The organism is Luteolibacter yonseiensis (genome assembly GCF_016595465.1).
GTDB classification, from domain to species: domain Bacteria; phylum Verrucomicrobiota; class Verrucomicrobiia; order Verrucomicrobiales; family Akkermansiaceae; genus Luteolibacter; species Luteolibacter yonseiensis.
Genome location: NZ_JAENIK010000008.1, coordinates 217,845 through 240,813, shown reverse-complemented (window position 1 = coordinate 240,813; position 22,969 = coordinate 217,845). Strand labels below are relative to the sequence as shown.

Annotated in this window: 24 protein-coding genes and 1 tRNA gene; 13 read left to right on the top strand and 12 right to left on the bottom strand. The window is 61.4% G+C overall.

The annotated features are described in order from the left end of the window. Positions 1-14: 14 nt before the first annotated feature. Both JIN84_RS07245 and JIN84_RS07240 read right to left on the bottom strand, forming a co-directional pair. Positions 15-1,100, bottom strand: coding sequence for a DUF2891 domain-containing protein (locus JIN84_RS07245; protein WP_200350363.1), 1,086 nt, complete (start codon positions 1,098-1,100; stop codon positions 15-17). Between the two features lie 20 nt (positions 1,101-1,120). Next, positions 1,121-2,323: an SHD1 domain-containing protein gene (locus JIN84_RS07240; protein ID WP_200350362.1), complete on the bottom strand. Its 1,203-nt coding sequence runs from the start codon at positions 2,321-2,323 to the stop codon at positions 1,121-1,123. A 133-nt stretch (positions 2,324-2,456) separates the two neighbouring features. Here JIN84_RS07240 and cyoE point away from each other — a divergent pair, with 133 nt between their 5' ends. Further along, the gene (gene cyoE / locus JIN84_RS07235; protein ID WP_200350361.1) at positions 2,457-3,374 is read left to right on the top strand and encodes a heme o synthase; all 918 of its coding nucleotides are present in this window, start codon (positions 2,457-2,459) and stop codon (positions 3,372-3,374) included. A gap of 10 nt (positions 3,375-3,384) precedes the next feature. Then, positions 3,385-4,104, top strand: coding sequence for a uracil-DNA glycosylase family protein (locus tag JIN84_RS07230; RefSeq protein WP_200350360.1), 720 nt, complete (start codon positions 3,385-3,387; stop codon positions 4,102-4,104). A gap of 50 nt (positions 4,105-4,154) precedes the next feature. Here the strand turns inward: JIN84_RS07230 and JIN84_RS07225 are convergent, their stop codons facing one another. The 7 genes from JIN84_RS07225 to JIN84_RS07195 all read right to left on the bottom strand — a co-directional run bounded on the left by JIN84_RS07225 (position 4,155) and on the right by JIN84_RS07195 (position 9,265). Further along, positions 4,155-4,997: a transglutaminase family protein gene (locus JIN84_RS07225; protein WP_200350359.1), complete on the bottom strand. Its 843-nt coding sequence runs from the start codon at positions 4,995-4,997 to the stop codon at positions 4,155-4,157. A gap of 36 nt (positions 4,998-5,033) precedes the next feature. After that, positions 5,034-5,108 (bottom strand) — tRNA-Val (locus JIN84_RS07220). 185 nt (positions 5,109-5,293) lie between these two features. Next, complete coding sequence (locus JIN84_RS07215; RefSeq protein ID WP_200350358.1) at positions 5,294-6,106, bottom strand: BlaI/MecI/CopY family transcriptional regulator; 813 nt, start codon at positions 6,104-6,106, stop codon at positions 5,294-5,296. 141 nt (positions 6,107-6,247) lie between these two features. Further along, positions 6,248-7,210, bottom strand: a complete 963-nt coding sequence (locus tag JIN84_RS07210; RefSeq protein ID WP_200350357.1) for a TlpA family protein disulfide reductase — start codon at positions 7,208-7,210, stop codon at positions 6,248-6,250. Positions 7,211-7,266: 56 nt separating this feature from the next. Further along, the gene (locus JIN84_RS07205) at positions 7,267-7,695 is read right to left on the bottom strand and encodes a LysM peptidoglycan-binding domain-containing protein (RefSeq protein ID WP_200350356.1); all 429 of its coding nucleotides are present in this window, start codon (positions 7,693-7,695) and stop codon (positions 7,267-7,269) included. 94 nt (positions 7,696-7,789) lie between these two features. Further along, the gene (locus tag JIN84_RS07200; protein ID WP_200350355.1) at positions 7,790-8,602 is read right to left on the bottom strand and encodes a TatD family hydrolase; all 813 of its coding nucleotides are present in this window, start codon (positions 8,600-8,602) and stop codon (positions 7,790-7,792) included. Between the two features lie 6 nt (positions 8,603-8,608). Continuing rightward, a complete protein-coding gene (locus JIN84_RS07195) occupies positions 8,609-9,265 on the bottom strand; it encodes a phosphoribosylanthranilate isomerase (protein ID WP_200350354.1) in 657 nt (218 codons plus the stop codon). A gap of 147 nt (positions 9,266-9,412) precedes the next feature. Here JIN84_RS07195 and JIN84_RS07190 point away from each other — a divergent pair, with 147 nt between their 5' ends. Together JIN84_RS07190 and JIN84_RS07185 are read left to right on the top strand one after the other, a co-directional pair. Next, positions 9,413-9,733: a DUF485 domain-containing protein gene (locus tag JIN84_RS07190; protein ID WP_200350353.1), complete on the top strand. Its 321-nt coding sequence runs from the start codon at positions 9,413-9,415 to the stop codon at positions 9,731-9,733. A gap of 15 nt (positions 9,734-9,748) precedes the next feature. After that, positions 9,749-11,521, top strand: coding sequence for a solute symporter family protein (locus JIN84_RS07185; protein WP_200350352.1), 1,773 nt, complete (start codon positions 9,749-9,751; stop codon positions 11,519-11,521). 57 nt (positions 11,522-11,578) lie between these two features. Here the strand turns inward: JIN84_RS07185 and JIN84_RS07180 are convergent, their stop codons facing one another. The 3 genes from JIN84_RS07180 to JIN84_RS07170 are packed head-to-tail and all read right to left on the bottom strand — an operon-like array spanning position 11,579 to position 13,822. Next, positions 11,579-12,460 carry a polyprenyl synthetase family protein gene (locus JIN84_RS07180; RefSeq protein ID WP_200350351.1) on the bottom strand — a complete coding sequence of 294 codons (882 nt, stop codon included), beginning with the start codon at positions 12,458-12,460 and terminating at the stop codon, positions 11,579-11,581. Further along, positions 12,439-12,780 carry a hypothetical protein gene (locus JIN84_RS07175; protein WP_200350350.1) on the bottom strand — a complete coding sequence of 114 codons (342 nt, stop codon included), beginning with the start codon at positions 12,778-12,780 and terminating at the stop codon, positions 12,439-12,441. The genes JIN84_RS07180 and JIN84_RS07175 overlap by 22 nt, the downstream gene beginning before the upstream one ends. A gap of 43 nt (positions 12,781-12,823) precedes the next feature. Then, positions 12,824-13,822, bottom strand: a complete 999-nt coding sequence (locus JIN84_RS07170) for an aspartate-semialdehyde dehydrogenase (RefSeq protein ID WP_200350349.1) — start codon at positions 13,820-13,822, stop codon at positions 12,824-12,826. Between the two features lie 168 nt (positions 13,823-13,990). Between JIN84_RS07170 and JIN84_RS07165 the strand changes: the two genes are divergently transcribed. The 9 genes from JIN84_RS07165 (at position 13,991) to JIN84_RS07125 (ending at position 22,893) form a co-directional block, all read left to right on the top strand. Continuing rightward, the gene (locus JIN84_RS07165; RefSeq protein ID WP_200350348.1) at positions 13,991-14,683 is read left to right on the top strand and encodes an RNA polymerase sigma factor; all 693 of its coding nucleotides are present in this window, start codon (positions 13,991-13,993) and stop codon (positions 14,681-14,683) included. 79 nt (positions 14,684-14,762) lie between these two features. Then, positions 14,763-17,813, top strand: coding sequence for a protein kinase domain-containing protein (locus tag JIN84_RS07160; RefSeq protein WP_200350347.1), 3,051 nt, complete (start codon positions 14,763-14,765; stop codon positions 17,811-17,813). A 136-nt stretch (positions 17,814-17,949) separates the two neighbouring features. Further along, positions 17,950-18,579: an FMN-dependent NADH-azoreductase gene (locus JIN84_RS07155; RefSeq protein ID WP_200350346.1), complete on the top strand. Its 630-nt coding sequence runs from the start codon at positions 17,950-17,952 to the stop codon at positions 18,577-18,579. A gap of 19 nt (positions 18,580-18,598) precedes the next feature. Next, complete coding sequence (locus JIN84_RS07150; RefSeq protein ID WP_200350345.1) at positions 18,599-19,354, top strand: SDR family NAD(P)-dependent oxidoreductase; 756 nt, start codon at positions 18,599-18,601, stop codon at positions 19,352-19,354. Positions 19,355-19,391: 37 nt separating this feature from the next. Further along, positions 19,392-20,138: a hypothetical protein gene (locus JIN84_RS07145; protein WP_200350344.1), complete on the top strand. Its 747-nt coding sequence runs from the start codon at positions 19,392-19,394 to the stop codon at positions 20,136-20,138. 40 nt (positions 20,139-20,178) lie between these two features. After that, positions 20,179-20,985 carry an alpha/beta hydrolase gene (locus JIN84_RS07140; protein WP_200350343.1) on the top strand — a complete coding sequence of 269 codons (807 nt, stop codon included), beginning with the start codon at positions 20,179-20,181 and terminating at the stop codon, positions 20,983-20,985. A 34-nt stretch (positions 20,986-21,019) separates the two neighbouring features. Then, on the top strand, positions 21,020-21,439 hold the full coding sequence (locus JIN84_RS07135) for an OsmC family protein (RefSeq protein ID WP_200350342.1): 420 nt from the start codon (positions 21,020-21,022) through the stop codon (positions 21,437-21,439). A 24-nt stretch (positions 21,440-21,463) separates the two neighbouring features. Continuing rightward, complete coding sequence (locus tag JIN84_RS07130) at positions 21,464-21,964, top strand: peroxiredoxin family protein (RefSeq protein ID WP_200350341.1); 501 nt, start codon at positions 21,464-21,466, stop codon at positions 21,962-21,964. Between the two features lie 107 nt (positions 21,965-22,071). Further along, positions 22,072-22,893, top strand: coding sequence for an alpha/beta fold hydrolase (locus JIN84_RS07125; RefSeq protein ID WP_200350340.1), 822 nt, complete (start codon positions 22,072-22,074; stop codon positions 22,891-22,893). The last annotated feature ends 76 nt before the right edge of the window (positions 22,894-22,969 follow it).

Genomic DNA, 22,969 nt, shown 5'->3' with positions numbered 1-22,969 from the left:
CCTCCGGTTGCTTGTCAGAGCCCGGCGTCGTCGAGCAGGTAAACAGCGAAGGAAGCCAGCCAGTGCTCGCCCTCGTAGTGGCCGCTGGAGACGAGTGCCATTCCCGCATCCGCATGCTTTGCCGCGGAATCCAGCAGGACCTTCTTGCGGGCATCACCTTCTGGAAGAACCGAGGCGATCCCCCGCATCGTCCAGGCGCGGCTGAGATTCAGGCCCGCAAGATGGATCAGGTGGCCGTCGCTGGGATCGCTGACGGTGACCGGTGTGAGGAGATTGCCTGCTTCTCCCGCGGCGAGGTTGGGGAAATAACCGGTCAACCAGTTGGCGAACTCATCCGCGGGAAGCACCCGCCGCATCAGATCCGCGACGTTGAGGCCCGGTGAGAAGAAGTCATTGCCGGAGGGTTCGTAGGCGGTGGGATAGGTGCGATCCTTCGCATAAAACGCCCGGGCTTTGGCGACCAGCAGTTTTTCAAACTCCGCGTCGCCGGTCTTCCGCGAGTAGTCGAGCATCTGTGCCAGCGGAAACGCGCTCTCCGGATGGAACCCGCAACGGACCGGCCAATCGAGCTTGGGCAGGTAGGCTTTCGCCAGGCTGGTGATTTCCTTTTCCAAAGGCTGGAAATTTTGCGCCCATTCGCGGCCGTCGGGATCGTCCCATCCGTGGAATTCCGTTGCGAGGCGCAGCGCCCATGCCCAGCCATACATCCGCTCGAAGCTGCGGTTTTCCTTTTGTTGGAAATACGCGGTTTCCGCCTTCAGTCCTTCTGCGGTGAAACGGCGTTTCAGCACGCCGCGCACTTCCTCCGCGAACGGGGCGGTGGGGAAATTTTTAAGGAGACGCACCAGCATCCAGTGCCCGTGCACCGACGAGTGCCAGTCGAAATGCCCGTAAAACACCGGGTGCATCCCGGCCGGTGATTTCCGATCCTCGGGGCCGGTCATCACGTGGCCGGTCTTGTTCGGATATTCGCGGTCGATCCCCGCTAGCGCGAGTTTCACAAAGCCTCCCGCCTGTTCGACGGTCATGGGCTTTTCTTCGGCAGTACAGACCGGCATGGCGAGCGCGGCGGTCAGGGACATGAGGGTGGCTCGGATCATGGGTCTGCGACTTCCGATACCTACTTCCCGAACGTGAAATCCACGCCCTTGCGGCTCCATGCCTTGATCAGGTCGTTCTGGAGTTCCTCGAAGGTGCGGCCGTCCAGCAGGAGGGAGAGCGATGCCTCGCCGTCCTTGCCCTCATGGAGGGCCTTGAGGAACGCCTTGATGCGCTTGCCGTCGCCCGCGCCGTCCATGTGGAGGAAGTAGGTGGTGATGAGCAGGCCGCAGCCGTAGCTGAGCTGGGGTTGTTCGAGGAAGGAGGAGTAGCTTTGCAGCATGAAATCCTTGAGCGGCGGCAGATGGATTTTCGTGCCGAGCGCGCGGCCTCCCATGTCCTTCGATCCATAGCCGGTGGCGTAGTCGAAGATGTCCTTCTGGTTGCCCCGGACGCTGTAGGAGCCGGAGCGGTAGGGGGTGACGGCGACGTATTCGGCGATTCCTTCGGTGAACCATCCCATCGACCCCTTGTCATAATAAGGGTCCGGGGTGAGCTGGTGGGTGAGTTCGTGGGGCAGGGTCTTGCTGCTCTTGTCGCGGTCCAGCATGTAGCCGCTGCCCACGGGTTTCACGCCCAGGCTGCCGAGAGGAACCATGACGACGCCCTTGCCGCCGATGTATACCCCCGCGCTGGTGGGGGGACCGCCGGCTTTGACGTAGTCGTCGAATTTTTCGAAAAGCAGGATCTGGTGTTTTCCATCCTTTTTCACGCCGCCGTTGATCGCGAGAGGCATGGTGCGGCAGAAAAGATGGGTGGCTTCGAACATGACGGCGAAGCCCTTGACCACGGACTTCGCGAGCCGGACATCACAGACGTAGCGGTAGTTGGCGCTCTCGTAGATGAAGTGTTTTTTCTCCGCGTTCTCCTCGATGGTGCTGATCTCCGGGTCCTCGGTGAAACGGATGCTTTCGGGCCAAGGATCGTCGAAATTGAGTTTTTTCGAAGCGTCCGGGCTTTCGGTCTCCACCTTCGTGGCGGGCTTCAGCTCCTTGGTGGTCGGTGTCAGCGCGCGGTTGTCCTCGACGTATTTGCGGTCCGGCTCGGACAGCTTGTCGAGCGGGAACGGGGCTTCGCGGCCATCGGCAAGCTTGAGGACCACGGACGTGCCCTCGATGCGGACAAGGGTCGCCTCGATCTTCCGGCTCTGGGCGTCGGTCCAGGTTCTGACTTCCGCGGCATGGCAGAGTCCTAAAAGCAGGAGTGAAATGGGGAGGAATCGCACGGTGGTGGGTTTTGAAACCGCATGCTAGCGGCTGTTTTCCCGGAGTCGAGCACTGGCTTGCCCCAGGGAAAACTCGCCGGGGCCAAGTCACTGCTTGGAAAACGACGGGATCGGGGCATCATCCCGCCGCGCCATGGACGAATCTGGAACAAATGACACGAATGCTGCGGCCGAGCCCCTGTTGCCCATCCCGGGACTGCGGCAGGATCTGGCGGTGCTGATGAAGGTGCGGCTGAATTTTTTCGTCCTCATCACGACGTTCGTCGGATTCCTCCTTTATTCGCTCGGAGCGGGGATGGACTGGATGAGACTGCTCCACACCCTCCTCGGCACCGCGGCGGCGGCGTTCGGCTCGGCGGCTTTCAATCAACTGATGGAGGTGGACCTGGATGCCCGGATGAAGCGCACGGCGGACCGCCCGCTGCCTTCGCGCCGCATGGACCCCCTGGTGGCGTTCGGCATCGGCTGGGTGCTTTCAGCGATCGGCATCATCCACCTCGCGGTGCAGGTCGGACATCTCGCGGCCTACCTCGCGGCGGCCACGGTGGCGGTCTATGTTTTCGCCTACACGCCCATGAAGCGCCTGAGTTCGACGAACACATTGGTCGGTGCGGTCACGGGAGCGATTCCTCCGGTGATCGGCTGGGTGGGCGCGGGCGGGGCTGTTGGTTGGGAGGCTTGGTTCCTTTTCGGGCTGTTGTTTTTCTGGCAGCTTCCGCACTTCATCGCCATCAACTGGCTGTGCCGCGAGGAGTATGAATCGGTGGGCTACAAGATGTGGTCGAACGGCGATCTCACCGGCAAAAAAAGCGGAGTGCTGTCCGCGGTGTTCGCGCTCTCGCTGGCGGTGTTCTCGCTGCTGCCGGCGTTCGTGGGATTCGCGAACCTGCTGTGGACCATCGTCGGGCCGCTGCTTGCGCTGGTGATGATGGCGCTGGCGTTGAAATTCTCGCGTGACGGCGAGCGGACCTCGGCTCGGAAGTTGTTCTTCTTCACGCTGATCTACATCCCGGTCGCGCTGCTGGTGCTGGCGCTCGCGTGGAAACATTGAGGGAATTTTTATGAACGAGTTGATCCCATCCACCGCGCGCCTGGCGGACGAGCTGAGGGAGTTGGAGTTTTCGCCGCCGGTGGCCTACGTTTACCGCACCCTGGACTATACCTGGGAAGCACACCGGATGTACCTGGAGCGGTTCGGGAAGGGAAAGAAGCGTGTGGTCTTTCTTGGAATGAATCCGGGACCGTTCGGCATGGCTCAGACGGGCGTGCCCTTCGGCGAGGTGGCGGCGGTGCGTGACTGGATGGGCATCGAGGCGCCTGTCGGCAAACCCGCGCGCGAGCATCCGAAGCGTCCCATAGAAGGCTTCCAATGCCAGCGCTCCGAAGTGAGCGGCCGCCGCTTGTGGGGATTGTTCGCGGAACGGTTCGGCACGGCGGATGCCTTCTTCAAGGATCACTTCGTCCTCAACTACTGCCCTCTGGTCTGGATGAGTGAGACGGGGGCGAACCTGACGCCTGACAAGCTCTCCGTGGCGGAAATGGCTCCGGTGGAGGCCGCGTGCCAGAAGCATCTCAGCGAGGTAATCTCGTTGCTCAAGCCATCATGGCTGATCGGTGTGGGAGGTTTCGCGGAAGAACGCCTGCGCCGTGCCGCGGAATCCTGCGGGAGCAAGGCGTCGATCGGGCGTGTGCTGCATCCGTCACCCGCATCGCCTGCGGCCAACAGAGGGTGGGCCGAGGCCGCGGGCCGCCAGTTGGCCGCACTGGGGGTTTGGGAATAATCCCGTAGGCGGGTGGAAGGAAGGCTCTCATTCACGAGTGCCGTTCGATTTCACGCGAGTGTGGCCTGGAGCTGTTCGATCAAGGCGGCATCCTCATCTCTCGCGGCTTGGGCGAGCGCCTGGTCGAGGTTGTTGAGCAGGCGGAGCAGGATCGTGCCGGGATCCGCCGTCAAACGGAGCTGCTGGCGCTGGGCGCGGTTGAGATCCGGGCTTTCCAGCAGGGATGCCTGGAGGTGGAGCCGGCCTTCGCCGAAGCAATCGACAATGATGGGAAAGCCATCCTCAAAGATACGGCACATGAAGTGACCCGGGAAATTGACTCCCTCCACTTCAAGATTCAGACGACGCGCCGTGAGCATGAAGATCACACACAGGCCCAGGGGATTCGAACGTCCTTCGGCGATGGACCAGGCGAGGTCGGAGTTTCTCGGGTCGTGGTATTCGACCTGGTTCGCGGTCAGGCGCTTTTCCTCGAAGAGATAAACCCGCAGTTCGTTCGCGGTGGTGACGCCTTCGTCGGCAGCCTCCTCCGCGAGCAGGTCGAGCGCGTCCGACAGCGGTTGCCGGAGCGTGACGCCGTCGTGCAGGAAATCCGACAGGACGCGCAGCAGGGCTTCAAAGGTTTCCCAATCTTCCTGCAGCGCGGCGGCACCACCGGAGGGAGCGAGCCACTCACGGGTGAGCGTCCTGCGGCGGGCGGGACCGAGCAGTCCGGTTAAAATCCTCTCCTCTTTTTTACTCAGGGACCGGGGACGGCTGGCGAGCCATTCGCTGAGGTCGCCGCTGCCCAGGGCGAGGCGTTCCGCAATGCGTTCCCGAATGCCGGGCGTTTCGTCATCCAAGAGCCGGAGAAGAGCGTCCAGCTCTTCGGGTGCGGGCGACTCCGCGTTCATCGCAGGATGGATCTGGCTGGGGACAAGTGGAAAAAATGGTGCGCGATACTGGGTTCGAACCAGTGACCCCCACCGTGTCAAGGTGGTGCTCTACCACTGAGCTAACCGCGCGATAGGTCGTGCCCCTTCAGGGCGCGCGAAGCTAGGATGGACGCCGTATGGGATGCAACCCCTTTTTTGCTAAAAAAAGCGGCGGGAGATCCTCTGATCTCCCGCCGTTGATAAACCTTGTATCCGGATGGTGCTGACGGCTGTCCCGCACGCGGGACAGTCGGTTCGTCCTCCCGGGGTGTGGATTACTTCGATGCCGCTTTCTTCACAGCTTTCTTGGCAGCCTTCTTCGCAGGCGCTGCCTTGACAGCGGCCTTCTTGGCGGGAGCCTTTTTCGCAGGAGCCGCCTTCTTGGCTGGTGCTGCTTTCACAGCGGCTTTTTTGGCGGGAGCGGCCTTCTTGGCGGGTGCCGCCTTTTTCGCAGGAGCCGCTTTCTTGGCCACCGTCTTCTTCACGGCTTTCTTGGCGGGAGCGGCTTTCTTAGCGCTTTTGGCGACCTTCTTCACCGCTTTCTTGGCGGGCGCTGCTTTTTTCGCAGGAGCCTTTTTGGCGGGGGCTTTGGTTGCCGCTTTCTTTGCCGCCTTCTTCGCCGGGGCCTTTTTGGCCGGGGCTTTCGTGGCGACCTTCTTCACGGCCTTCTTCGCGGTTTTCACCGCTGCTTTCTTCGCAGTTTTTTTTGCAGCCATTGTCTTGTGTCGTTGGAGTTCGCGTTCGATGTTTGTTTTCTCTTCCGGCGTCAATGTGCCGGCGGAGAGGATAGCGAGGAGCGCCTCACCGAGACGTCCTCCAAAAGCATTGGTAAGGAAATCATGCGTCGCGCGCTGGACGATGACCTCCTGCGAATAAGCCGCGGCATAGACATCCGCACGGCCGACCCGCGAGCGTTTCACCAGACTCTTGCGCTCCAGGCTCTGCATGACGGAGAGCACCGTGGTGTAGGCGCGGTCTTTTCTATCAGGAAGGGTTTCCTGGACGGCGGCGACGGTCGAAGGACCTTCATGCCATAAAACCGATAGGGCTTGCAGTTCGAGATTGGATGGGTGGATGGGCCGCGCCATAAATGTGTCTCTTCGCTAACGACGACGAAACTAGTAGTTCGATGTCGCGTCAAGTTGAAACGTGTCGATTTTCAAGAAATCTTAAATATTTCCGACACGCTCCATCGATCTACTAGATTCATCGTAATTGAGGGACGCGCGTCATTCGCCGATGCCATGTGATTCCGGACGCTGGATCTGCGGGTCGATCTTGAGCAGCGCGTCCCACAAGCCGTCGTCCGTGGGATCGCCGTTGAAGAGCACGCGGCCTTCCTTCGAGACCAGCACGAAGAGAGGAAGGGCTTGCACGCGGAGCTGGCGGGCCAGCGGATTTTCCTTCTGGTCGACGAGCCACGCGCCCGGTGGCTTCGCTCCCAATGGAGCGATCATCCTGCGTGCGTCCGCGAGGGCCTTCGCGGAGTCATCGGGGATGATGGTGACCATGGCGATGCCTTTTTCCCCGAGCGCCTTCGCCGCGATGGCATAGTCAGGGAGCGTTGCTTCCGACTCCCGTGACGAGGGTGACCAGAACTGCATGATCATGGCCTTGTTGTCTTTCAGAAGGCTTTTGAGCGCGACGGGATCGCCGCCGGTGACGGATGCCAGCTTCGTTTCGAAGTCGATCTTCACCGAACTCATCGATTCCTCCAACCGCATGCGTTCGATGTGTGGAGCGAAGGCGGAGGCCTGGCGCGGGCTGAGCCAGAACGCCTCGGTGATGTGGGTCTTGAAGCCCGCCTTGTCGGATTTTTTCAACGCCGCGATGGCCTGCACGTATTCGCAGACGGCGAGCCAGTCTTCCCTCACGCTGAAGATGGCGGAGTCCGCCAGCTTGAAGCTCTCGCTCTGTTTGGTGAACTCGGGCAGCATCGCCGCGACCTCGTCATCCTCGCGGCGGTCCACATGATAGAGGAAGCGTGCCTCGAGGATGGCTTGTTCGCTGATGCCGTTTTTCCGGGCTGCCTCGATGACCTCCTCCAGGGCCTTGTCCGAATTCCTTTCGGACAACAGGTTGTCGAGAGCGGCTTCCTTCGCGCTGGCGCCGGGAGCCTCCGCCGCGGGTTCTGTCTGGGCGAAGGCGGAGGTCAGGAGGAGGACGGGGAGCAGGGTAGGGAGAATGCGCATGGGATTAAATAAGAAAGCCGCCGGCAGCGCATGGCTGACGGCGGCGGTTGGAAAATTCAGCGGACGGGTGGGATCACCATTTTTCTGCCGAGGATGACGGTGTCCTTGGTCATGTTGTTCGCCTGTCTGATGGCGGCGGAAGGCACCTTGTACTTCGCGCTGATGCCGGAGAGCGTGTCGCCGGCCACGACGGTATGGATGATGGCGGCTCCGTTGGATGGTGCCGGTGGAGCGGCGGGTGCGGAGACTTCGGGAGCGGGTGAGGCGGGGATGTTCACTCCGGACCCATCCGCCACGGCGGCGGTGCCGGTTTCCTCATAAGCGGCGGGAGTGTCGTAAACCGGATTCGCGGATTCGGTGGCGGGTGCGCTGGCTTGTGCCGCGCCCGCGGCGTTCGGTGTGTCGTATTGATCTGCCTTTTGGGAAGCGCAGGAAACGAAAGCGCAGGCGAGAAGCGCCGGGGCCAGGATGCGGATCGATGTCATGATGATGGAGGTAGCGGATTGGAGTTGGATTGGGAAGGACGGAACGAGGGTGCCGCCGGAGAATTGTTGAAACGTCGCCGGAACGGTTCTTTATTCAAACGGCTTCCGGGCGCAACCGGAAAAATGTGACGGCGGCAAGGGTGGTGTGGAGGGCGAGGGATTCCAACGATTCCCCGCGAAGTCCGGCGATGCGTTCCGCCGTATTTCGAACGAACGCCGGTTCGTTGCGTTTCCCCCGGAAGGGCTCGGGAGCGAGGTAGGGCGCGTCGGTTTCCAACATGAAATCTCCCGCAGGACACCGCTTCACGGTTTCACGGACATCGTGTGCGGTCTTGAAGGTGGCGACGCCGCCGAAGGAGACGAGTCCGCCGAGGTCCAGCACGCGCCGGGCGTTCTCCCATGGGCCGATGAAACAATGGAACACGGCCCGCACGGAAGCATGGTACTCACGGTAGATGGAAAGGGCGTCTTCGAACGAACCGCAGCCCTCGCGGTCCCGCGTGTGGATCACGACATTCAGTTTCGCCGACGCGGCGAGTTCGAAGTGCTGGCGGAGGAACGTGCGCTGGCGTTCGCGGAAAGCCTCCTCGCTCCAGCCATCGGGAGCCGGATGGAAATAATCGAGGCCGGTCTCGCCGATGCCGCACACGCGGGGATCTCCCGAGAACCCGGCAAGCCGCGCTGTCGCATCGTCCGGAGCGTGATGGACGTCGCAAGGATGGATGCCGATGCAGGTGTGGACCATGGGATTTTCCGCGATGGTGAGATTCGCCTGCAGATCCTCCAGGCTGGTCACCAGGGAAACCAGTCGTGTCACGCCGGCATCGCGCGCACGTTGAAGCAGGTTCGGAATTTCCCCGGCAGAGAACTTGTGGGAGGCGAGATGGCAATGCGAGTCGGTCAACATGTCGGATCAGCGGTGCAGTGCGGTAAGAAATGCGGAGACTTTTTCAAAGTCCTTGATGCCTGGCGAGATTTCCGCGCCGGATGCGATGTCCAGCGCGGCGGGTTGCACGCTCATCGCGGCGAGCCCCGCGTTCTCCGGGACGATGCCTCCGGCGAGGATGACTGGCAGATCGGGATTCTCCCTGCGGAATTCCGACGCCACCTCCCAGTCGAACACCTCGCCCGTGCCGCCGTAGATGCCCGGCGCGTGCGCGTCCAGCAGGATGGCCATGGCTCCGTAGCCGGTGGCCAGCGCGAGGTCCGCCTGTGTCTTCACGCCGATGGCCTTGATGAACGGTATGCCCGCCTCACGGAATGCCGCGGCGTCTTCCGGTTTCTCATCTCCATGGAGTTGAACGACGTCGAGATACCCCTCGCGAACCAGACGCAACGGAAGCTCGGGTGGCTCGTTCACGAACACACCGACGCGCAGGATCTTTCCCGCCAGATCCGGCAACCAGGCCGCATCCTCCGGTGGGAGATAGCGTTTCGAGCGGGGCCAGAAATTCACACCGAGGGCATCGACACCCATCGCCACCAGTTGGCCGGCATCCTCACGGGTGGTGACCCCACAGATTTTGAGCGAGACGGTGGCGGGATCCAAAAAGCTTTCAAGCGACGGCATGGGAGGAGCGTAATGGAAAATCGCGGGTTTGAAACCGGGAACTTCACCCTGCCCGTTACCCGATTGTGAGGCCGCCGGAGGGAAATGGTTCTTGACGCACCGCGCATGGGTTCCTGTTCTCATTCTAGACTCCAGCAGTAATATCATATGCCCGAAAACCCACCGAAGGAAACCGACTTCATCCACAGCGAGGAATTCCTCCATGGTCTGATGAAACGCCAGCTCAAGCTCTCCGTCACCTGCGCCACCGCGTTCGTGATCCTGCTCTTCGGCCTGCCGCTGCTGAACTACCTCGCCCCGGTCTTCATGGCGCGGCGGGTGGGAGGATTCACCCTCACCTGGCTCATCCTCGGCGTGCTGTTTTTCCCGTATGTCTGGGTGATCGCGCGGATTTTCATCACCCGCTCGATGGCGTTGGAGGATGCCGAGGTCGTCAACGCGGCGGAAGGGAACAAGCGGAAAAACTAACAAGCCGGCACACCCATGGACTTCACTCAAAAAATCGACGGCTGGATCCTGGCCTTCTCGGCCATCACGGTGGTCGTCACCATCATCATGGGATTCCGCTCCGCGAAATCCTCGAAATCCGCGTCCGACTTCTTCGTCGCGGGCCGCTCAGTTTCCGTCGGCTGGAATGCTTCCGCCATCTCCGGTGAATACCTCAGCGCCGCCAGCTTCATGGGCATCGCCGGCATGGTGATGCTCTCCGGATATGACGCGCTGTGGTATCCCGTTTGTTATGCGTGCGGCTACCTGTTCCTGCTGCTGTTCATCGCCGGGCCTTTGCGGCGCTTCGGTGCCTACACCATCCCGGACTTCGCGGAGGGCCGCTATGACTCGCCGGTCTTCCGGAAAATCGCCGTCTGCTTCGTGCTGTTCATCGGTTTCTTCTACACGATGCCGCAGATGAAGGGCGCGGGCACGACGCTCGCCTACATCTTCCCGGGCCTTCCCTACTGGGTGGGCGTCGCGGTCGTCGGCGCGGTCATCACGCTGAATGTCGCGCTGGGCGGCATGAAAGGCATCACTCTCGTGCAGGCGGTGCAGTACTGGATCAAGATGTTCGCCATCTCGGCGCCGATTTTCGTCCTGTTGTTCGTCTATGGCGGATACGGAAAGAATCTCTCCGTCAACAAGTCCGCCGCCGATCCCGCTCCCATCGTACGGACGGCGGAGCCTGCGACGGCCGAACGTCTGGCCCTGCCGGAAAAAGCACCGAAGGACGAATCCTGGATCGCCCCCTTCGGTCCGCTCACCACGAAGGCGGCGAAGGCCGCGGGCCTCAGCCCGGAGGAGACGCGTCCGCTCTCCCTGCTCTACACGTTCTCACTCATCGTCGCGCTGGTCTGCGGCACCGCCGGATTGCCACACATCCTTGTCCGGTTTTATACGAATCCCGACGGTGTGGCCGCCAAGAAGACCACCATGTGGGTGATGATCCTTATCGGCGTCTTCTATGTTTTCCCGCCGGTGTTCGGGGTGCTGGGCCGCAACTTCCTGCCGGAGCTTTACGCCGCGACCGGTTCGAAAGGTCCGGACAAGGTGGTTCTGGAGCTTCCCATCCTCATTCGCGACAAATACGGAGCACTCGGTTCGATTCTCAGCGGCATCACTTGCGCGGGTGCCTTCGCGGCGTTCATGAGCACCTTCTCCGGTTTGCTGGTCTCGATGACCGGCGCGCTGGCACACGATGTTTACGGACGGATGCTGCGTCCGACAGCGACTGCGGAAGAACGGATGAAAATGTTCAAATGGTGCGCCGTGCTCGTGGGGACCGTTTCCGTGGGACTCGGCTCCCTGGTCGAGCCGTTGGAAATCAACTTCATGGTCGGCCAGGCATTCGCCATCGCCGCCGCCAGTTATTTCCCGCTGCTCTTCATGAGCGTCTGGTGGCGTGGCATGACAATGAAGGGTGCAGCGACCGGCATGCTCACCGGCGGTCTTTGCGCCCTGGTTTCCGCCGCCGTCGTGAATGTCAGCACGCTCGCTTTGGACAAGGGGCCGATGGGCAAGGTCTTCGCCAGCTTCGTCGGCATCAACGATTTCTGGAAGGAGCACCCGCTGCTCCGCATCCTTTGCGAGCAGCCCGCCATCTGGTCGGTGCCTCTTTCGATCGGCCTGATGATCGTCGTGTCAAAAGCCACCCGCTCCAGCATTCCGAAGGACGCGCGCATGAAGATGCTCGTCCTGCACGCACCGGAAGCATTGGGACTCAAACAAGAGTACATCCAGGAGCAACAAGGTGCGGGGCATTGAGAATTTCAGATGGCGCGGGAGGGCCGGGTAGGCCGGCTCTCCCCTCGCCCCCAACCCTCAATATTCCCGCTTGAGCAAGTAAGCGGCGATCTCTTCCAGCCGGGCCGCCTTTTTACCAAGCGGTTTCAGCGCTTCCATGGCGGATCTCGTTAGCTTCGCGGCCTCCTTGCGCGAGGCATCGAGCCCGAGAATCGCCGGATAGGTGGATTTCTCCACCGCTTCGTCCTTGCCCGCTGTCTTGCCCAGCACTTCGGTGCTTTGGGTGACATCCAGGATGTCGTCGATCACCTGGAAAGCCAGCCCGAGCGCGTAGCCGAATTTCGTCAGGGCGTCGAGTTTCGCCGGGGTCGCATTGGCGGACATGCCGCCGAGGCGCAGCGAGGTGGTGAGCAGTGCGGCGGTCTTCGCCTCATGGATGCGGACCAGGTCGCGTTTGGTGAGTTTTTTTCCTTCGCCTTCAAGGTCCATCACCTGGCCGCCGATGAGCTTGCGGCTGCCGCCGGTTTCCGCCAGCTCGGCGATGAACTCGCGCGTGCCGTAGCGTTTGGTCGCCGGGGCTTTCGCGAGCACGATGAAGGCTTCCGTGAGAAGGGCGTCGCCGCAAAGGACGGCCATGCCCTCGCCATAGACCTTGTGGCAGGTCGGGCGTCCGCGGCGCAGGTCGTCATCGTCCATCGCGGGGAGATCGTCATGAACCAAAGAATAGGTGTGCATCAGTTCCACCGCGCAGGCCGGAGCGAGGGCGTTTGAGACTTCACCACCACAAGCCTCCGCCGCCGCAAGACAGAGCACGGGCCTCAGGCGTTTCCCTCCGGCGAAGACGCTGTAGCGCATGGCCGCGTGGATCGTGGCCGGGCGTTCCTTCGCCTTTGGTAAAAAGGAATCCATCGCCGCATCCACTTCGGAGGCGGTGGTTTTCAGGTAGGTCTTGAGGTCCATTGTCGTGTGAGGGGCGGGAGATCGATCCTTTCGTAGTTCTCGGGCGGATCGTCCTCGGGCAGCGGGCCAAGTCTCAGCATGACGATGTAGTCCGCCAACTCGAAAGTTTTCCCTTCACCCCGGTCATCGTTTTCCCGGATATTTTCCCATGCGGATTCCGGGATCGGCATTTGGAGAGGTTCCGATTCCCTTTCGACAAAAAATCCACCCTTTGAAAAACGCGCGATGCCGAACAGCACCATGCTGCCACCATAGGAATGGGTTTGATCCCAGATGAAAACGGCGATGGAGGCTCCATCGATGTCCTTTGGGTGGATCATCACCTGCAGCCTCCGCTGTAAGAGGTCGTCACGTCCTCCTGCATCACAGGATCTCCGCGATCTGCACCGCGTTGAGAGCCGCGCCTTTCCGGACCTGGTCGCCCACGACCCAGAGGTCGAGCGCGTTGTCGAAGACGAGGTTCTTGCGGATGCGGCCGACGAGGCAGTCGTCCTTGCCGGTGGTGTCGAGAGGCACCGGGAAAAGTTTGGCGGATGGATCATCGACGACATTCACGCCGGGCCTGCCTTCGTAGGCGGCGCGGGCGGCGGCGACATCCACGGGGCGCTCGAATTGTGCGGTGATGGAAACCGAGTGCGAGCGGTAGACCGGCACGCGCACGCAGGTGCAGGAAACGCGCAGTTCCGGCAGGTCCATGATCTTCCGGCCTTCGTTGAGCATCTTGAGCTCTTCCTTGGTGTAGCCGTTGTCGGTGAACGCATCCACCTGCGGGATGACGTTGAAGGCGATCTGGCGCGGGTAGATTTTCGGAGTGAAAGGCTGGTCGCTTGCGATGGCCTTCATCTGCTCTTCCAGTTCGACGATGCCCTGGGCTCCCGAGCCGGACACCGCCTGGTAGGTGGAGGCGATGATGGACCGCAGGCCGAACGCCGCGTGCAGCGGTGCCAGCGCCATCAGCGAGATGATGGTCGTGCAGTTCGGATTCGCGATGATGCCGCGCGGGCGGTTCTTCGCCGCTTCCGGATTGATTTCAGGCACCACGAGAGGGACATCCGCATCCATGCGGAAAGCGGAGGAATTGTCGATGACCACCGCGCCCGCCGCGGCTGCGGAGGGGCCGTATTCCAGGGAAATCCCGCCACCCGCGCTGAAAAGGGCGATGTCCACGTCCCCGAAGGAGTCGTGGGTCAGCTCCTCCACGGTGATTTCCTCACCACGGAAGGTCATCTTTTTCCCAGCGGAACGAGCGGAGGCGAGCAGCTTGAGCTTGCTCAGTGGAAAATTCCGTTGCTCCAGGCAAAGGAGCATCTCGACGCCGACGGCACCCGTCGCACCTACGATCGCTACATGGGGATGATTCATTTTCATGGGCCGGCGTCTTTTGCCGGGGCGCGGAGCATACCCAGATCCTGCGGACTGGCAACCGATTCGTTTCAAGAGAAAAAGATTCGAATCCGGAGGCGGAACATGGTGACGTGCGTATGAATGAGAACGACGCGCATTTCGCCTTTTCCCCAGACGCAATGGACCATGCTCGTCGACGTCTGCCGGGAAGGAGCTCCGGAACTGCGGCAACGCGCGCTGGAAACCCTTTGCCACAACTATTGGTATCCGCTGTATGCGTTCGCCCGCAGGACGGGAAACGGCCGTCAGGACGCCGAGGATCTGACCCAGGGATTTTTCCAATATTTGCTGGAGCGGGGCCTGTTTTCTTCCGCCAGCCAGGAACTGGGCAAATTGAGGACATTCCTGCTCACGGCGTTCCAGCGTTATGCGGGCGATGTGAGGGAGCGCGGGCTGGCCCTCAAGCGCGGCGGTGGATATGAGATCCTCTCGCTCGATGTCGATGAGGCGGAGCGGAATTTCGGAGAACCCGCCGAAGCGCTCACCCCTCACGAGATCTTCGACCACCAGTGGGCGATGACCGTGCTGCTCGGAGCACTGGGCACGCTTCGAGAAGAAGAGGATGGAGCGGGCAGGGGGACGCAGTTCGCCATTCTGGAACCTTTTTTGAATCCCAGGTCCGAAGCGGGGGGGAACTACGCCGACGCGGCGGACGCGCTGGGGATGAGCGGCGAGGCGGCGCGGAAGGTGGTGAGCCGGTTGCGCGGAAAATTCCGGGATATCCTGCGGCGGCAGATCGGCGATACGCTGCGGTTTCCCACCGATGAACAGGTGGATGCGGAACTGACGGCGTTGAAAAGGGCCTTGCGGCGGTTGTAGCCAGCCTGCCCGCACCGCCGTTTCAAGACTGTTAGGACGACATTGCCTTTTTTCCCGGGAACAGATCATATTCCCGGCAGTGAATGACGATGCGACCGCTTCCGGAGAATCGCAGTTTCCCGCCGAACCCACGGTGGCGGGATGGTTCGATCTGGGCCATCGTCCGCTCGCGCATGATGAGGCGGAGCACCCCGGCGTGGTCATCGGGCGTTACCGCCTCGTCGCCCCGCTGGGTGAGGGCGGCTTCGGTTCGGTCTGGCAGGTGGAGCAGGTCGAACCCATCCGCCGGGAGCTTGCGTTGAAACTGATCAAGCGCGGCATGGACAGCCGGGAGATCATCGCCCGATTCGGTGCGGAGAGGCAGGCGCTCGCGCTGATGGATCACCCGAACATCGCCGCCGTCTGGGACGCCGGGACCACACCGGACGGGAGGCCTTATTTCGCGATGGAGTGGGTGAAGGGGGAACCGCTCACCCGTTACTGTGATTCCCGCAACCTTTCCATCCGCGAGCGCCTGGAGCTCTTCATCCCCGTCTGCCACGCCGTGCAACATGCGCACCAGAAGGCGATTCTCCACCGCGATCTGAAACCCTCGAACATCCTGGTGTCCCTGGTGGACGGGACGCCGGTTCCGAAGGTGATCGACTTCGGCATCGCGAAAGCACTGGGCTCGCCGGACGGGGCGGATCACGAGGCGAGCCTGCTGCGGACCCGTGCCGGAGCGGTGGTGGGCACGCCGGAATACATGAGCCCGGAACAAGCGGGGAGCGTGCCGGATGTGGATACCCGCAGCGACATCTATTCGCTGGGCGTCATCCTTTATGAACTGCTGACAGGCCAGACGCCGCTTGCCCGCTCGGGCGGTGAGGTGACCGGCGGAGACCAGCTCCTGCGCCGCATCCGTGAGGAGGAGGCGGCGAAACCCAGCACGGGCTTTCAATCGGTGACGGAAAAATCCCTGGACGCCGCCGCGTGCAGGGGGAGCGAGCTTCCGCGCCTGCGCCGGATGATGAAGGGGGACCTGGACTGGATCGTCCTCAAGGCTTTGGAAAAAGACCGCGGCAGGCGCTATGGTACCGCCACCGCGCTGGCCGCGGACCTGGGGCGGTTTCTCCGGCAGGAGCCGGTAAGCGCCGCGGCACCTACCTGGAACTACCAGTTTTCCAAACTGGTCCGGCGGAACCGCACCGCCTTCACCGCCGCCGGACTGGTTGGCGCCGCGCTGGTGACCGGCACCGGAGTCAGCCTGTGGCAGGCGAGGGAGGCGGAACGCAGCCGTGCTGAAGCGCAGGCGAACTACAATGACGCGCGTGAGGCGGTGGAACAATACCTCAGCCGCGTCACCGAGAATCCACGGCTGAAGGATGCGAACTTCGAGCCTCTCCGGAAAGAACTGCTGGAAACCGCGATGCGTTTTTACGAAAAAATGGAACGGAAGACCGGTGGCGATCCCTCGCTGCTGTCGGACCGGGCCGAGGCGATGGGGAGGCTGGCGAGGATCAATCAGGAGCTGGGTGATTTCGGGAAAGCGGAGATGCTTTTCCACGAAGCCATCGACATCCACGAAAAGCTTTCGCGGAAATCCCCGAAGGAACGGAGCCACCGCGAGGCATTGACCCTCCACCATCACAACCTCTCCGATCTTCTCACCACCCAGGCAAGAAGCGCGGAGGCCCTGGATGCCCAGCAACGGGCGATGGAGATTTCCGAACAACTGGTTAAGGAATTTCCGGCCGATCCCGCCGTGCGTTTCGGTTTGATGACGATCCTTCTCAAGCGGACGATGGCGCTCAGCACCGTCCTGAGAAAAGATGAGGCCCGGCGGACATTGTCGCGGGCCATGGACGTGGGGCGCGGGCTGATTGCGGATGTGCCGTCCGAGCCAGACTACCGCGCACAGTTCGCCTCGTGCCTGAGCACCATGGGCGGGCTCTTTCATGACGCCGGCCAGATCGGGGAGTCCGAGCGGGTCTTCCGGGAAGCGATCGGGATTCAGGAAAAAATCGCTGCGGAATTTCCCGGAAAGCGCGAATACAGCTCACCCCTCGGCATGTCGTGTCACAACCTCGGGTTCCTGCTTCACCATCAGGGCCGGCATTCCGATGCCATCGTCGTCCTGCAACGGGCGGTGGAAGTGGACCGGCGCATCGTCGGCGAGTATTTTTCACTGCCCGCCCCACGGGATGCCCTGGCGGGCGCGTTGAGCATACTAGGAAGCGCGCTCATTTCGCTTGAGCGTGACGCGGAAGCGGGGGCAGCGCTTCGGGAGTCGGCCGATCTCTACTCAAGCCTGCGGCATGACCAGCCGACGAATCCCCAGACCTGGTATGTCGAGGGACTTGCCAAAGAAAAACTCGCTGTCGTGGAAAGGCGGGAAAACCAGGCGGGGGCGGCGGTGGTGTCATTGCGGAAGGCGGTTGCCTGCCAGCGCGAAGCCCTGCGGATCCTGCCGGAAAATCCGAATTACCAGCTCGCCCTGCGTTCGCATCTGGGGGGATTGGCCACAACCTGCGTTGACAGCGGGAATGGTCGGGCGGCGACGGAAGCGTTGTCAGAGTGTGCGCAGGAGCCGCTGCCGATCTGGCAGGACTGGATCAATCTTGCGGTTCTCTCGGCGAGGAACGTCCCTGTCATCGATTCCGATTCCTCATTGTCCGGGCAGGATAAATCGGGCTGTGCGGAGCGTTGCCGTGAGATCGCCGTAAAAGCCCTGCGGAATGCGTGCGCGCTTGGCTACACCGAACTTTGGAACGCGGCTGCGGACGAACGGTTTGTCCCGTTGCGCGGGTATGCGCCGTTCATGGAACTGGAGGAACCGGCCCCCGATCCCGCCGATCGCAGTCCGTCCCGCTTCACTTTCGACTACCCCCACGATGATCCCGGCAAGCGTGTCTGGACGCGTTCTGGCAACCGGTGGACCGAGGTCCAGCCTTCGGGCAAGACAAACGTCTATCAGATCGAGGGGCGCATCCGTCTGGGCGGGGTTTCCGGTACCGGGGCGGTGCATACGGTCGAGAGCGGGATGCGGATTTTCATCCCTGACAAGGGTTCATCGGAGCCGCTGACATTGAAAGTGAAACCGGGGGAATCGGAGTGGATCGCCGTCGGACCACTCGGGGATATCGAGTGATTCCATGTCCATCGCCCGCATGACGACCGGGGCGGTTTCGAAAATGGCGCGCGGCGGGGCATTGGAAAATTTTTTCATCAAATGATGTCACGTTCCCGCGCGGCTTCCCAAGAACGGTTCGAACACACGAACCGTCATGGCAAAAATCCTGCATATCCAATCCTCCCCGCGCGGCAGCCGCTCGGCATCCATCGAAGTCGCCGGACACTTCATCGCGAGTTATCTCGCCACGCATCCCGGCGACAGTGTTGAAACGCTCGATCTCTGGCAGGAGGATCTGCCGGAGTTCGACGGATTCACGCTTGATGCGAAATATTCCGTGCTCGGCGGACAGTCACCCGAGGCGGAGCAAATCGCGGCCTGGGGGAGGGTGGTGTCGCTTGCCGATCATTTCAAATCGGCTGACAAGATCCTGTTTTCGCTACCCATGTGGAACTTCGGCATTCCCTACAAGCTGAAGCACTACATCGACCTCCTCGTCCAACCCGGTCTGACTTTCAGCTACACGCCGGAGGAGGGTTACAAAGGCCTGGTCACCGGCAAGCCGGCCGCGGCGGTTTATGCGCGGGGCGGAGCTTACGGGCCAGGGACTGGAGCGGAATCCTACGACCAGCAGAGCGCTTATCTCAAACAAGTTCTCGGCTTCATCGGATTCACCGATGTCAGCGAAGTTTTCGTGGAGCCGACGCTCGCCGGCCCCGATGCGAAAAACGCCGCCGTCGCGAATGCCAACCAGGCGGCTGCCGGGATCGCGGCCACATTCTAACCCTCATTCCCTGAAAACCATGTGCACGAAATGGCCCAGACTCGCAGGAAAGAACGCGGTCGTCACCGGAGCTTCGAAAGGCATCGGAGCGGGAATTGCCAAACACCTCGCTGCGGAAGGCGCGGCGGTCGTTGTCAATTATGGTTCCGATAAGGAGGGCGCGGGACGCGTCGTCGCGGAAATCACCGCCGCTGGCGGAAAGGCGGTCGCCATCGGTGCCGATGTTTCCAATCCCGCCGACATCGCCCGTTTCTTTGGCGAGAGCGCGGAGGCATTGGGCGAAATCGACATCCTCGTGAACAATGCCGGAATTTACGAGTTGGCTCCCCTGGGGGAAATCACGCCCGAGCATTTCCACCGGCTTTTCAACATCAATGTGCTCGGCATTATCCTGAGCACTCAGGAAGCGTTGAAATACTTCAACCCTCGGGGCGGCAGCATCATCAACACCAGCTCGGTGGTCAGCATCGGATCACCGGCCTACGTCTCGGTTTATGGCGCGACCAAGGCGGCGGTGGACGGCCTGACCCGCTCGTTTTCGAAAGAGCTGGCGGCCCGTAAAATCCGGGTCAACTCCATCAACCCCGGTCCGATCGAAACCGACGGTGTGCATGCTCAAGGACTCATCGAAACATTCATCGCGCTCGGCGAGCAGACCGCGCTCGGCCGCGTGGGGCAGCCGGAAGATATCGCGCCGGGAGTCGTTTTCCTCGCTTCCGACGAGTCCGGTTGGATGACCGGCGAATCCCTCCACATCAATGGCGGCCTCAAATGAGGCGCATCATCCTTCCCCAATCAAACCATCCATCATCATGCCAACACGTTCCCAACTTCTTCTCGCCGCTCTCGCATTCTCCGTTTCCCTCGTCCCGGTGTGCGGATGCGAGGTGAAGATCAACAGCGATCCGGCATTCGCGAAATCCCCCGGTCTGAAAATCAAGGAGGTCTCCGTGGAATATAAGGAAGAACTCGATCTCATGGTCTTCAGCATGAACCTCGAAGGCCCCGCGGGAAAAACCGTGCCGAAAGCCGTGGGCGGGCTGGATGGCGCTCCGGTGCTGGCCTATGTTTTCCCCACCACGCTGAAGGCGGCGGATGTGGGCATGGGAAATGCCGAGGGGATCGTGGCGCTGGCCATCACCTCGCATCCGGATTTCGACGACACGCCGTTGTGGGACGAGGACGCCAACGGGAAGTATGATGACGACAAGGTGATCTATCACACCCACTGGGCGTTGCTCGCCAAGGACGAGCGTGTCCCCGGCGGGCTGGCGGTGAAGGAGTTCAAGAAAGAGGACAAGAGTGTGGTCCTGCCTCCCACCAACTGCGGCATGCCGATGTATCTGGATGCAGCCGGCCATTCCGTCGTCGAGCGCGGGAACACCCTGCGCGCCATCGTTCCCGCCTACTACCTGCGGAACAGGACGAAGTTCAAGTTCGACGGCGTCACCTGCTACATGCAGGTGAACACGAGTTGCATGGCGAAGCCGATGCTCGGCGTTTACGAAGTGTATTCGGTGGCGTCGAAGGACCTGAGCCTGCCCTATCAGACGAAATGAAACATCGGATTCCGATGATCCGTTCATCCGCAAGACAACCATGAGCCATTCAAAAAGAACCATCGTTCTGGTCCACGGATTGTGGGTCACACCGCTTTGCTGGGAGCATTTCAAACGCCACTACGAAGCGCTCGGTCATGAGGTGGTCGCACCCGCATGGCCGGGCATCAAGGGGGATGCCGCCGCGATGAGGCGCGATCCTTCCGGCTTGAACGGCGTGGGGGCTGCGGAAGTCATCGATCATTATGCGAGGATCATCCGGGGCCTTCCCGAGCCTCCGATCATCATCGGACATTCCTACGGCGGTGTCATCACCCAGGTCCTGATCGACAAGGGGCTCGGTGCCGCCGGAGTGGCCATCGATTCCGTGCCGCCGAAGGGGATCTACATTCTTCCGGTTTCCACGTATCTCGCGCTGCTTCCTTCGTTCCTGAAGCCGGGGACTTTCTGGGGGACCTTCCTGTTCACCCTGCCGCAGTTCTGGAAAGTCTTCGCCAACACGCTTTCCGAAACGGAAGTGAGGAAGGAATACGAACGTCAGGCGATCCCCGCCTCCGGTCGTTCCATTTTCCAGGCCGCTCTGGCGAATCTCATGCCGGACGCTCCCACCGCCGTGAACTTCCGCAATGCGAAGCGCCCTCCGCTGCTGCTCATCGGCGGGGAAAAGGATGTCATCATGCCCTCCGCGCTGAACCGGAAGAATTTCCGGAAATACCGGGGCCCGGCGGTCACCGCGTTCAAGGAGTTTCCCGGCCGCAGCCACTACATCATCGCGGAGAAAGGTTGGGAGGAAGTGGCGGATCACGCGCTTCAGTGGGCGGAGAGCTCCATCGCTTCAGATCGTTAGTGAATTCTATCTGACCTATCAATCCAACATACCCATGAAACGCACCGCGAACGCCGGTTGGACCGGCTCCCTCAAGGATGGATCCGGCACTCTCGGAACCCAGAGCCATGTCCTCCATGAAACTCCCTATTCCTTCCGCTCCCGCTTCGGAGATGGCAAGGAGACCAATCCGGAGGAGCTCATCGCCGCTGCCCATGCGGGATGTTTTTCAATGGCCCTGGCGCTTTCCCTTGATCATGCCGGATACCCACCGGAGTCCATCGCCACCCGTGCGGATCTCACCTTCGATCCCGGAGCCCTCGCGATCACCGCCGTCCATCTCACCCTCACGGCGAAAATTCCGGGCATTACGGATGAGGCGTTCCAGGAAATCGCCGTGCAGGCGAAATCCGGGTGCCCGGTTTCGAAGGTTCTGCGCGCGGACATCACCCTGTCCGCCGTGCTGGAGGCATGAGCTTTTCATTTTGTGAAATCCTTCATGAATCCCATCTTCCTGACTGATCCTGTTCCCGCTCCGGAATGGAGCGTCAGTGAATGGCTGAACACGGCGGAGCCGCTGAGACTTGCGGCGCTGCGTGGAAAGGTTGTCGTCCTGCACGCGTTCCAGATGCTCTGCCCCGGTTGCGTCCTGCACGGCGTGCCACAGACCAGCCGGCTCCATCAGTTCTTCGATCCAGAGGACGTCGCGGTCGTCGGAATCCACACGGTTTTTGAAAACCATGCCGTCATGACTCCCGACGCGCTGCGTGTCTTCATGCACGAGTTCCGGGTGAAATTCCCCGTGGGCATCGACCGTGCCGGCCATGACCGAATTCCGGAATCCATGCGCCGCTACCAGATGCGCGGCACTCCCAGCCTGCTTCTCATCGACCGTATCGGACAGCTCCGCGCCCACAAGATGGGGCAGGTGGAGGATCTCGCGGTCGCTGCCGCCATCCAACAGCTCGTTGACGAATCCGCGGAGAATGATAGGTCATGAAACGTCGCAGATTCTTTTTCACCACGGCTGCCTCCGTCATGGGGCTCCCTTTCCTGACAGACGCCGCTTCGCAAAAAACAGTCGCTACCCAAAAAACAAACAAAACCATGAGCACGATCACCACCAAGGACGGCACCAGCATCTATTACAAGGACTGGGGCACCGGCCCTGTCGTCACCTTCAGCCACGGCTGGCCCCTCACGGCGGACGCATGGGAGGCGCAGATGTTCCATCTGGCGTCCAACGGCTTCCGTTGCATCGCCCACGACCGCCGTGGACACGGACGTTCCAGCCAGCCGTGGGATGGAAATCACATGGACCAGTATGCCGACGATCTTGCCGAGCTTTTCGAGAAACTGGATCTCAAGGATGTCGTGATGATCGGCCACTCCACCGGTGGCGGCGAGGTCGCGCGTTACATCGGCCGTCACGGCACCAAGCGCGTGAGAAAGGCGGTGCTGATGGGTGCCGTGCCGCCCATCATGCTCAAGACCGAGGCGAATCCCGGCGGGCTTCCCATCGATGTCTTCAATGGATTCCGCGCCGCCTATCTGGCGGACCGCGCGCAGTTTTTTCTCGATGTCGCGAGCGGACCGTTTTTCGGATTCAACCGGCCCGGAGCGAAAATTTCCCAAGGCCTGATCCAGTCCTGGTGGACGCAGGGCATGATGTCCGGCCACAAGAACGCCTACGATTGTATCAAGGCGTTTTCAGAAACCGACTTCACCGGGGATCTGAAGAAATTCGACATCCCCACGCTCATCATCCACGGCGATGACGACCAGATCGTGCCCATCGGCGCGTCCGCCCTGATTTCCTCGAAGCTGGTGCCGGACGCCGTTTTGAAAATCTATCCGGGCGGCACGCACAGTCTCGGAGACACCAGCAAGGACCAGCTCAACAAGGACCTGCTGGAATTTGTCCGCTGACCGGCGCCTCTTTTTTATGACGCGGTCCGTGCCACCACCGGATCGCGTCAAATGTTAGTGGCAAACCCATGCCGGA

Coding starts and splice junctions, on each gene's coding strand:
- JIN84_RS07125 (WP_200350340.1), top strand. CDS start 22,072: ATGAGCACGATCACCACCAAGGACGGCACCAGCATCTATTACAAGGAC.
- JIN84_RS07135 (WP_200350342.1), top strand. CDS start 21,020: ATGAAACGCACCGCGAACGCCGGTTGGACCGGCTCCCTCAAGGATGGA.
- cyoE (WP_200350361.1), top strand. CDS start 2,457: ATGGACGAATCTGGAACAAATGACACGAATGCTGCGGCCGAGCCCCTG.
- JIN84_RS07165 (WP_200350348.1), top strand. CDS start 13,991: ATGCTCGTCGACGTCTGCCGGGAAGGAGCTCCGGAACTGCGGCAACGC.
- JIN84_RS07150 (WP_200350345.1), top strand. CDS start 18,599: ATGTGCACGAAATGGCCCAGACTCGCAGGAAAGAACGCGGTCGTCACC.
- JIN84_RS07145 (WP_200350344.1), top strand. CDS start 19,392: ATGCCAACACGTTCCCAACTTCTTCTCGCCGCTCTCGCATTCTCCGTT.
- JIN84_RS07215 (WP_200350358.1), bottom strand. CDS start 6,106: ATGGCGCGGCCCATCCACCCATCCAATCTCGAACTGCAAGCCCTATCG.
- JIN84_RS07225 (WP_200350359.1), bottom strand. CDS start 4,997: ATGAACGCGGAGTCGCCCGCACCCGAAGAGCTGGACGCTCTTCTCCGG.
- JIN84_RS07200 (WP_200350355.1), bottom strand. CDS start 8,602: ATGTTGACCGACTCGCATTGCCATCTCGCCTCCCACAAGTTCTCTGCC.
- JIN84_RS07205 (WP_200350356.1), bottom strand. CDS start 7,695: ATGACATCGATCCGCATCCTGGCCCCGGCGCTTCTCGCCTGCGCTTTC.
- JIN84_RS07155 (WP_200350346.1), top strand. CDS start 17,950: ATGGCAAAAATCCTGCATATCCAATCCTCCCCGCGCGGCAGCCGCTCG.
- JIN84_RS07190 (WP_200350353.1), top strand. CDS start 9,413: ATGCCCGAAAACCCACCGAAGGAAACCGACTTCATCCACAGCGAGGAA.
- JIN84_RS07185 (WP_200350352.1), top strand. CDS start 9,749: ATGGACTTCACTCAAAAAATCGACGGCTGGATCCTGGCCTTCTCGGCC.
- JIN84_RS07140 (WP_200350343.1), top strand. CDS start 20,179: ATGAGCCATTCAAAAAGAACCATCGTTCTGGTCCACGGATTGTGGGTC.
- JIN84_RS07175 (WP_200350350.1), bottom strand. CDS start 12,780: ATGATCCACCCAAAGGACATCGATGGAGCCTCCATCGCCGTTTTCATC.
- JIN84_RS07180 (WP_200350351.1), bottom strand. CDS start 12,460: ATGGACCTCAAGACCTACCTGAAAACCACCGCCTCCGAAGTGGATGCG.
- JIN84_RS07230 (WP_200350360.1), top strand. CDS start 3,385: ATGAACGAGTTGATCCCATCCACCGCGCGCCTGGCGGACGAGCTGAGG.
- JIN84_RS07130 (WP_200350341.1), top strand. CDS start 21,464: ATGAATCCCATCTTCCTGACTGATCCTGTTCCCGCTCCGGAATGGAGC.
- JIN84_RS07170 (WP_200350349.1), bottom strand. CDS start 13,822: ATGAATCATCCCCATGTAGCGATCGTAGGTGCGACGGGTGCCGTCGGC.
- JIN84_RS07210 (WP_200350357.1), bottom strand. CDS start 7,210: ATGCGCATTCTCCCTACCCTGCTCCCCGTCCTCCTCCTGACCTCCGCC.
- JIN84_RS07245 (WP_200350363.1), bottom strand. CDS start 1,100: ATGATCCGAGCCACCCTCATGTCCCTGACCGCCGCGCTCGCCATGCCG.
- JIN84_RS07195 (WP_200350354.1), bottom strand. CDS start 9,265: ATGCCGTCGCTTGAAAGCTTTTTGGATCCCGCCACCGTCTCGCTCAAA.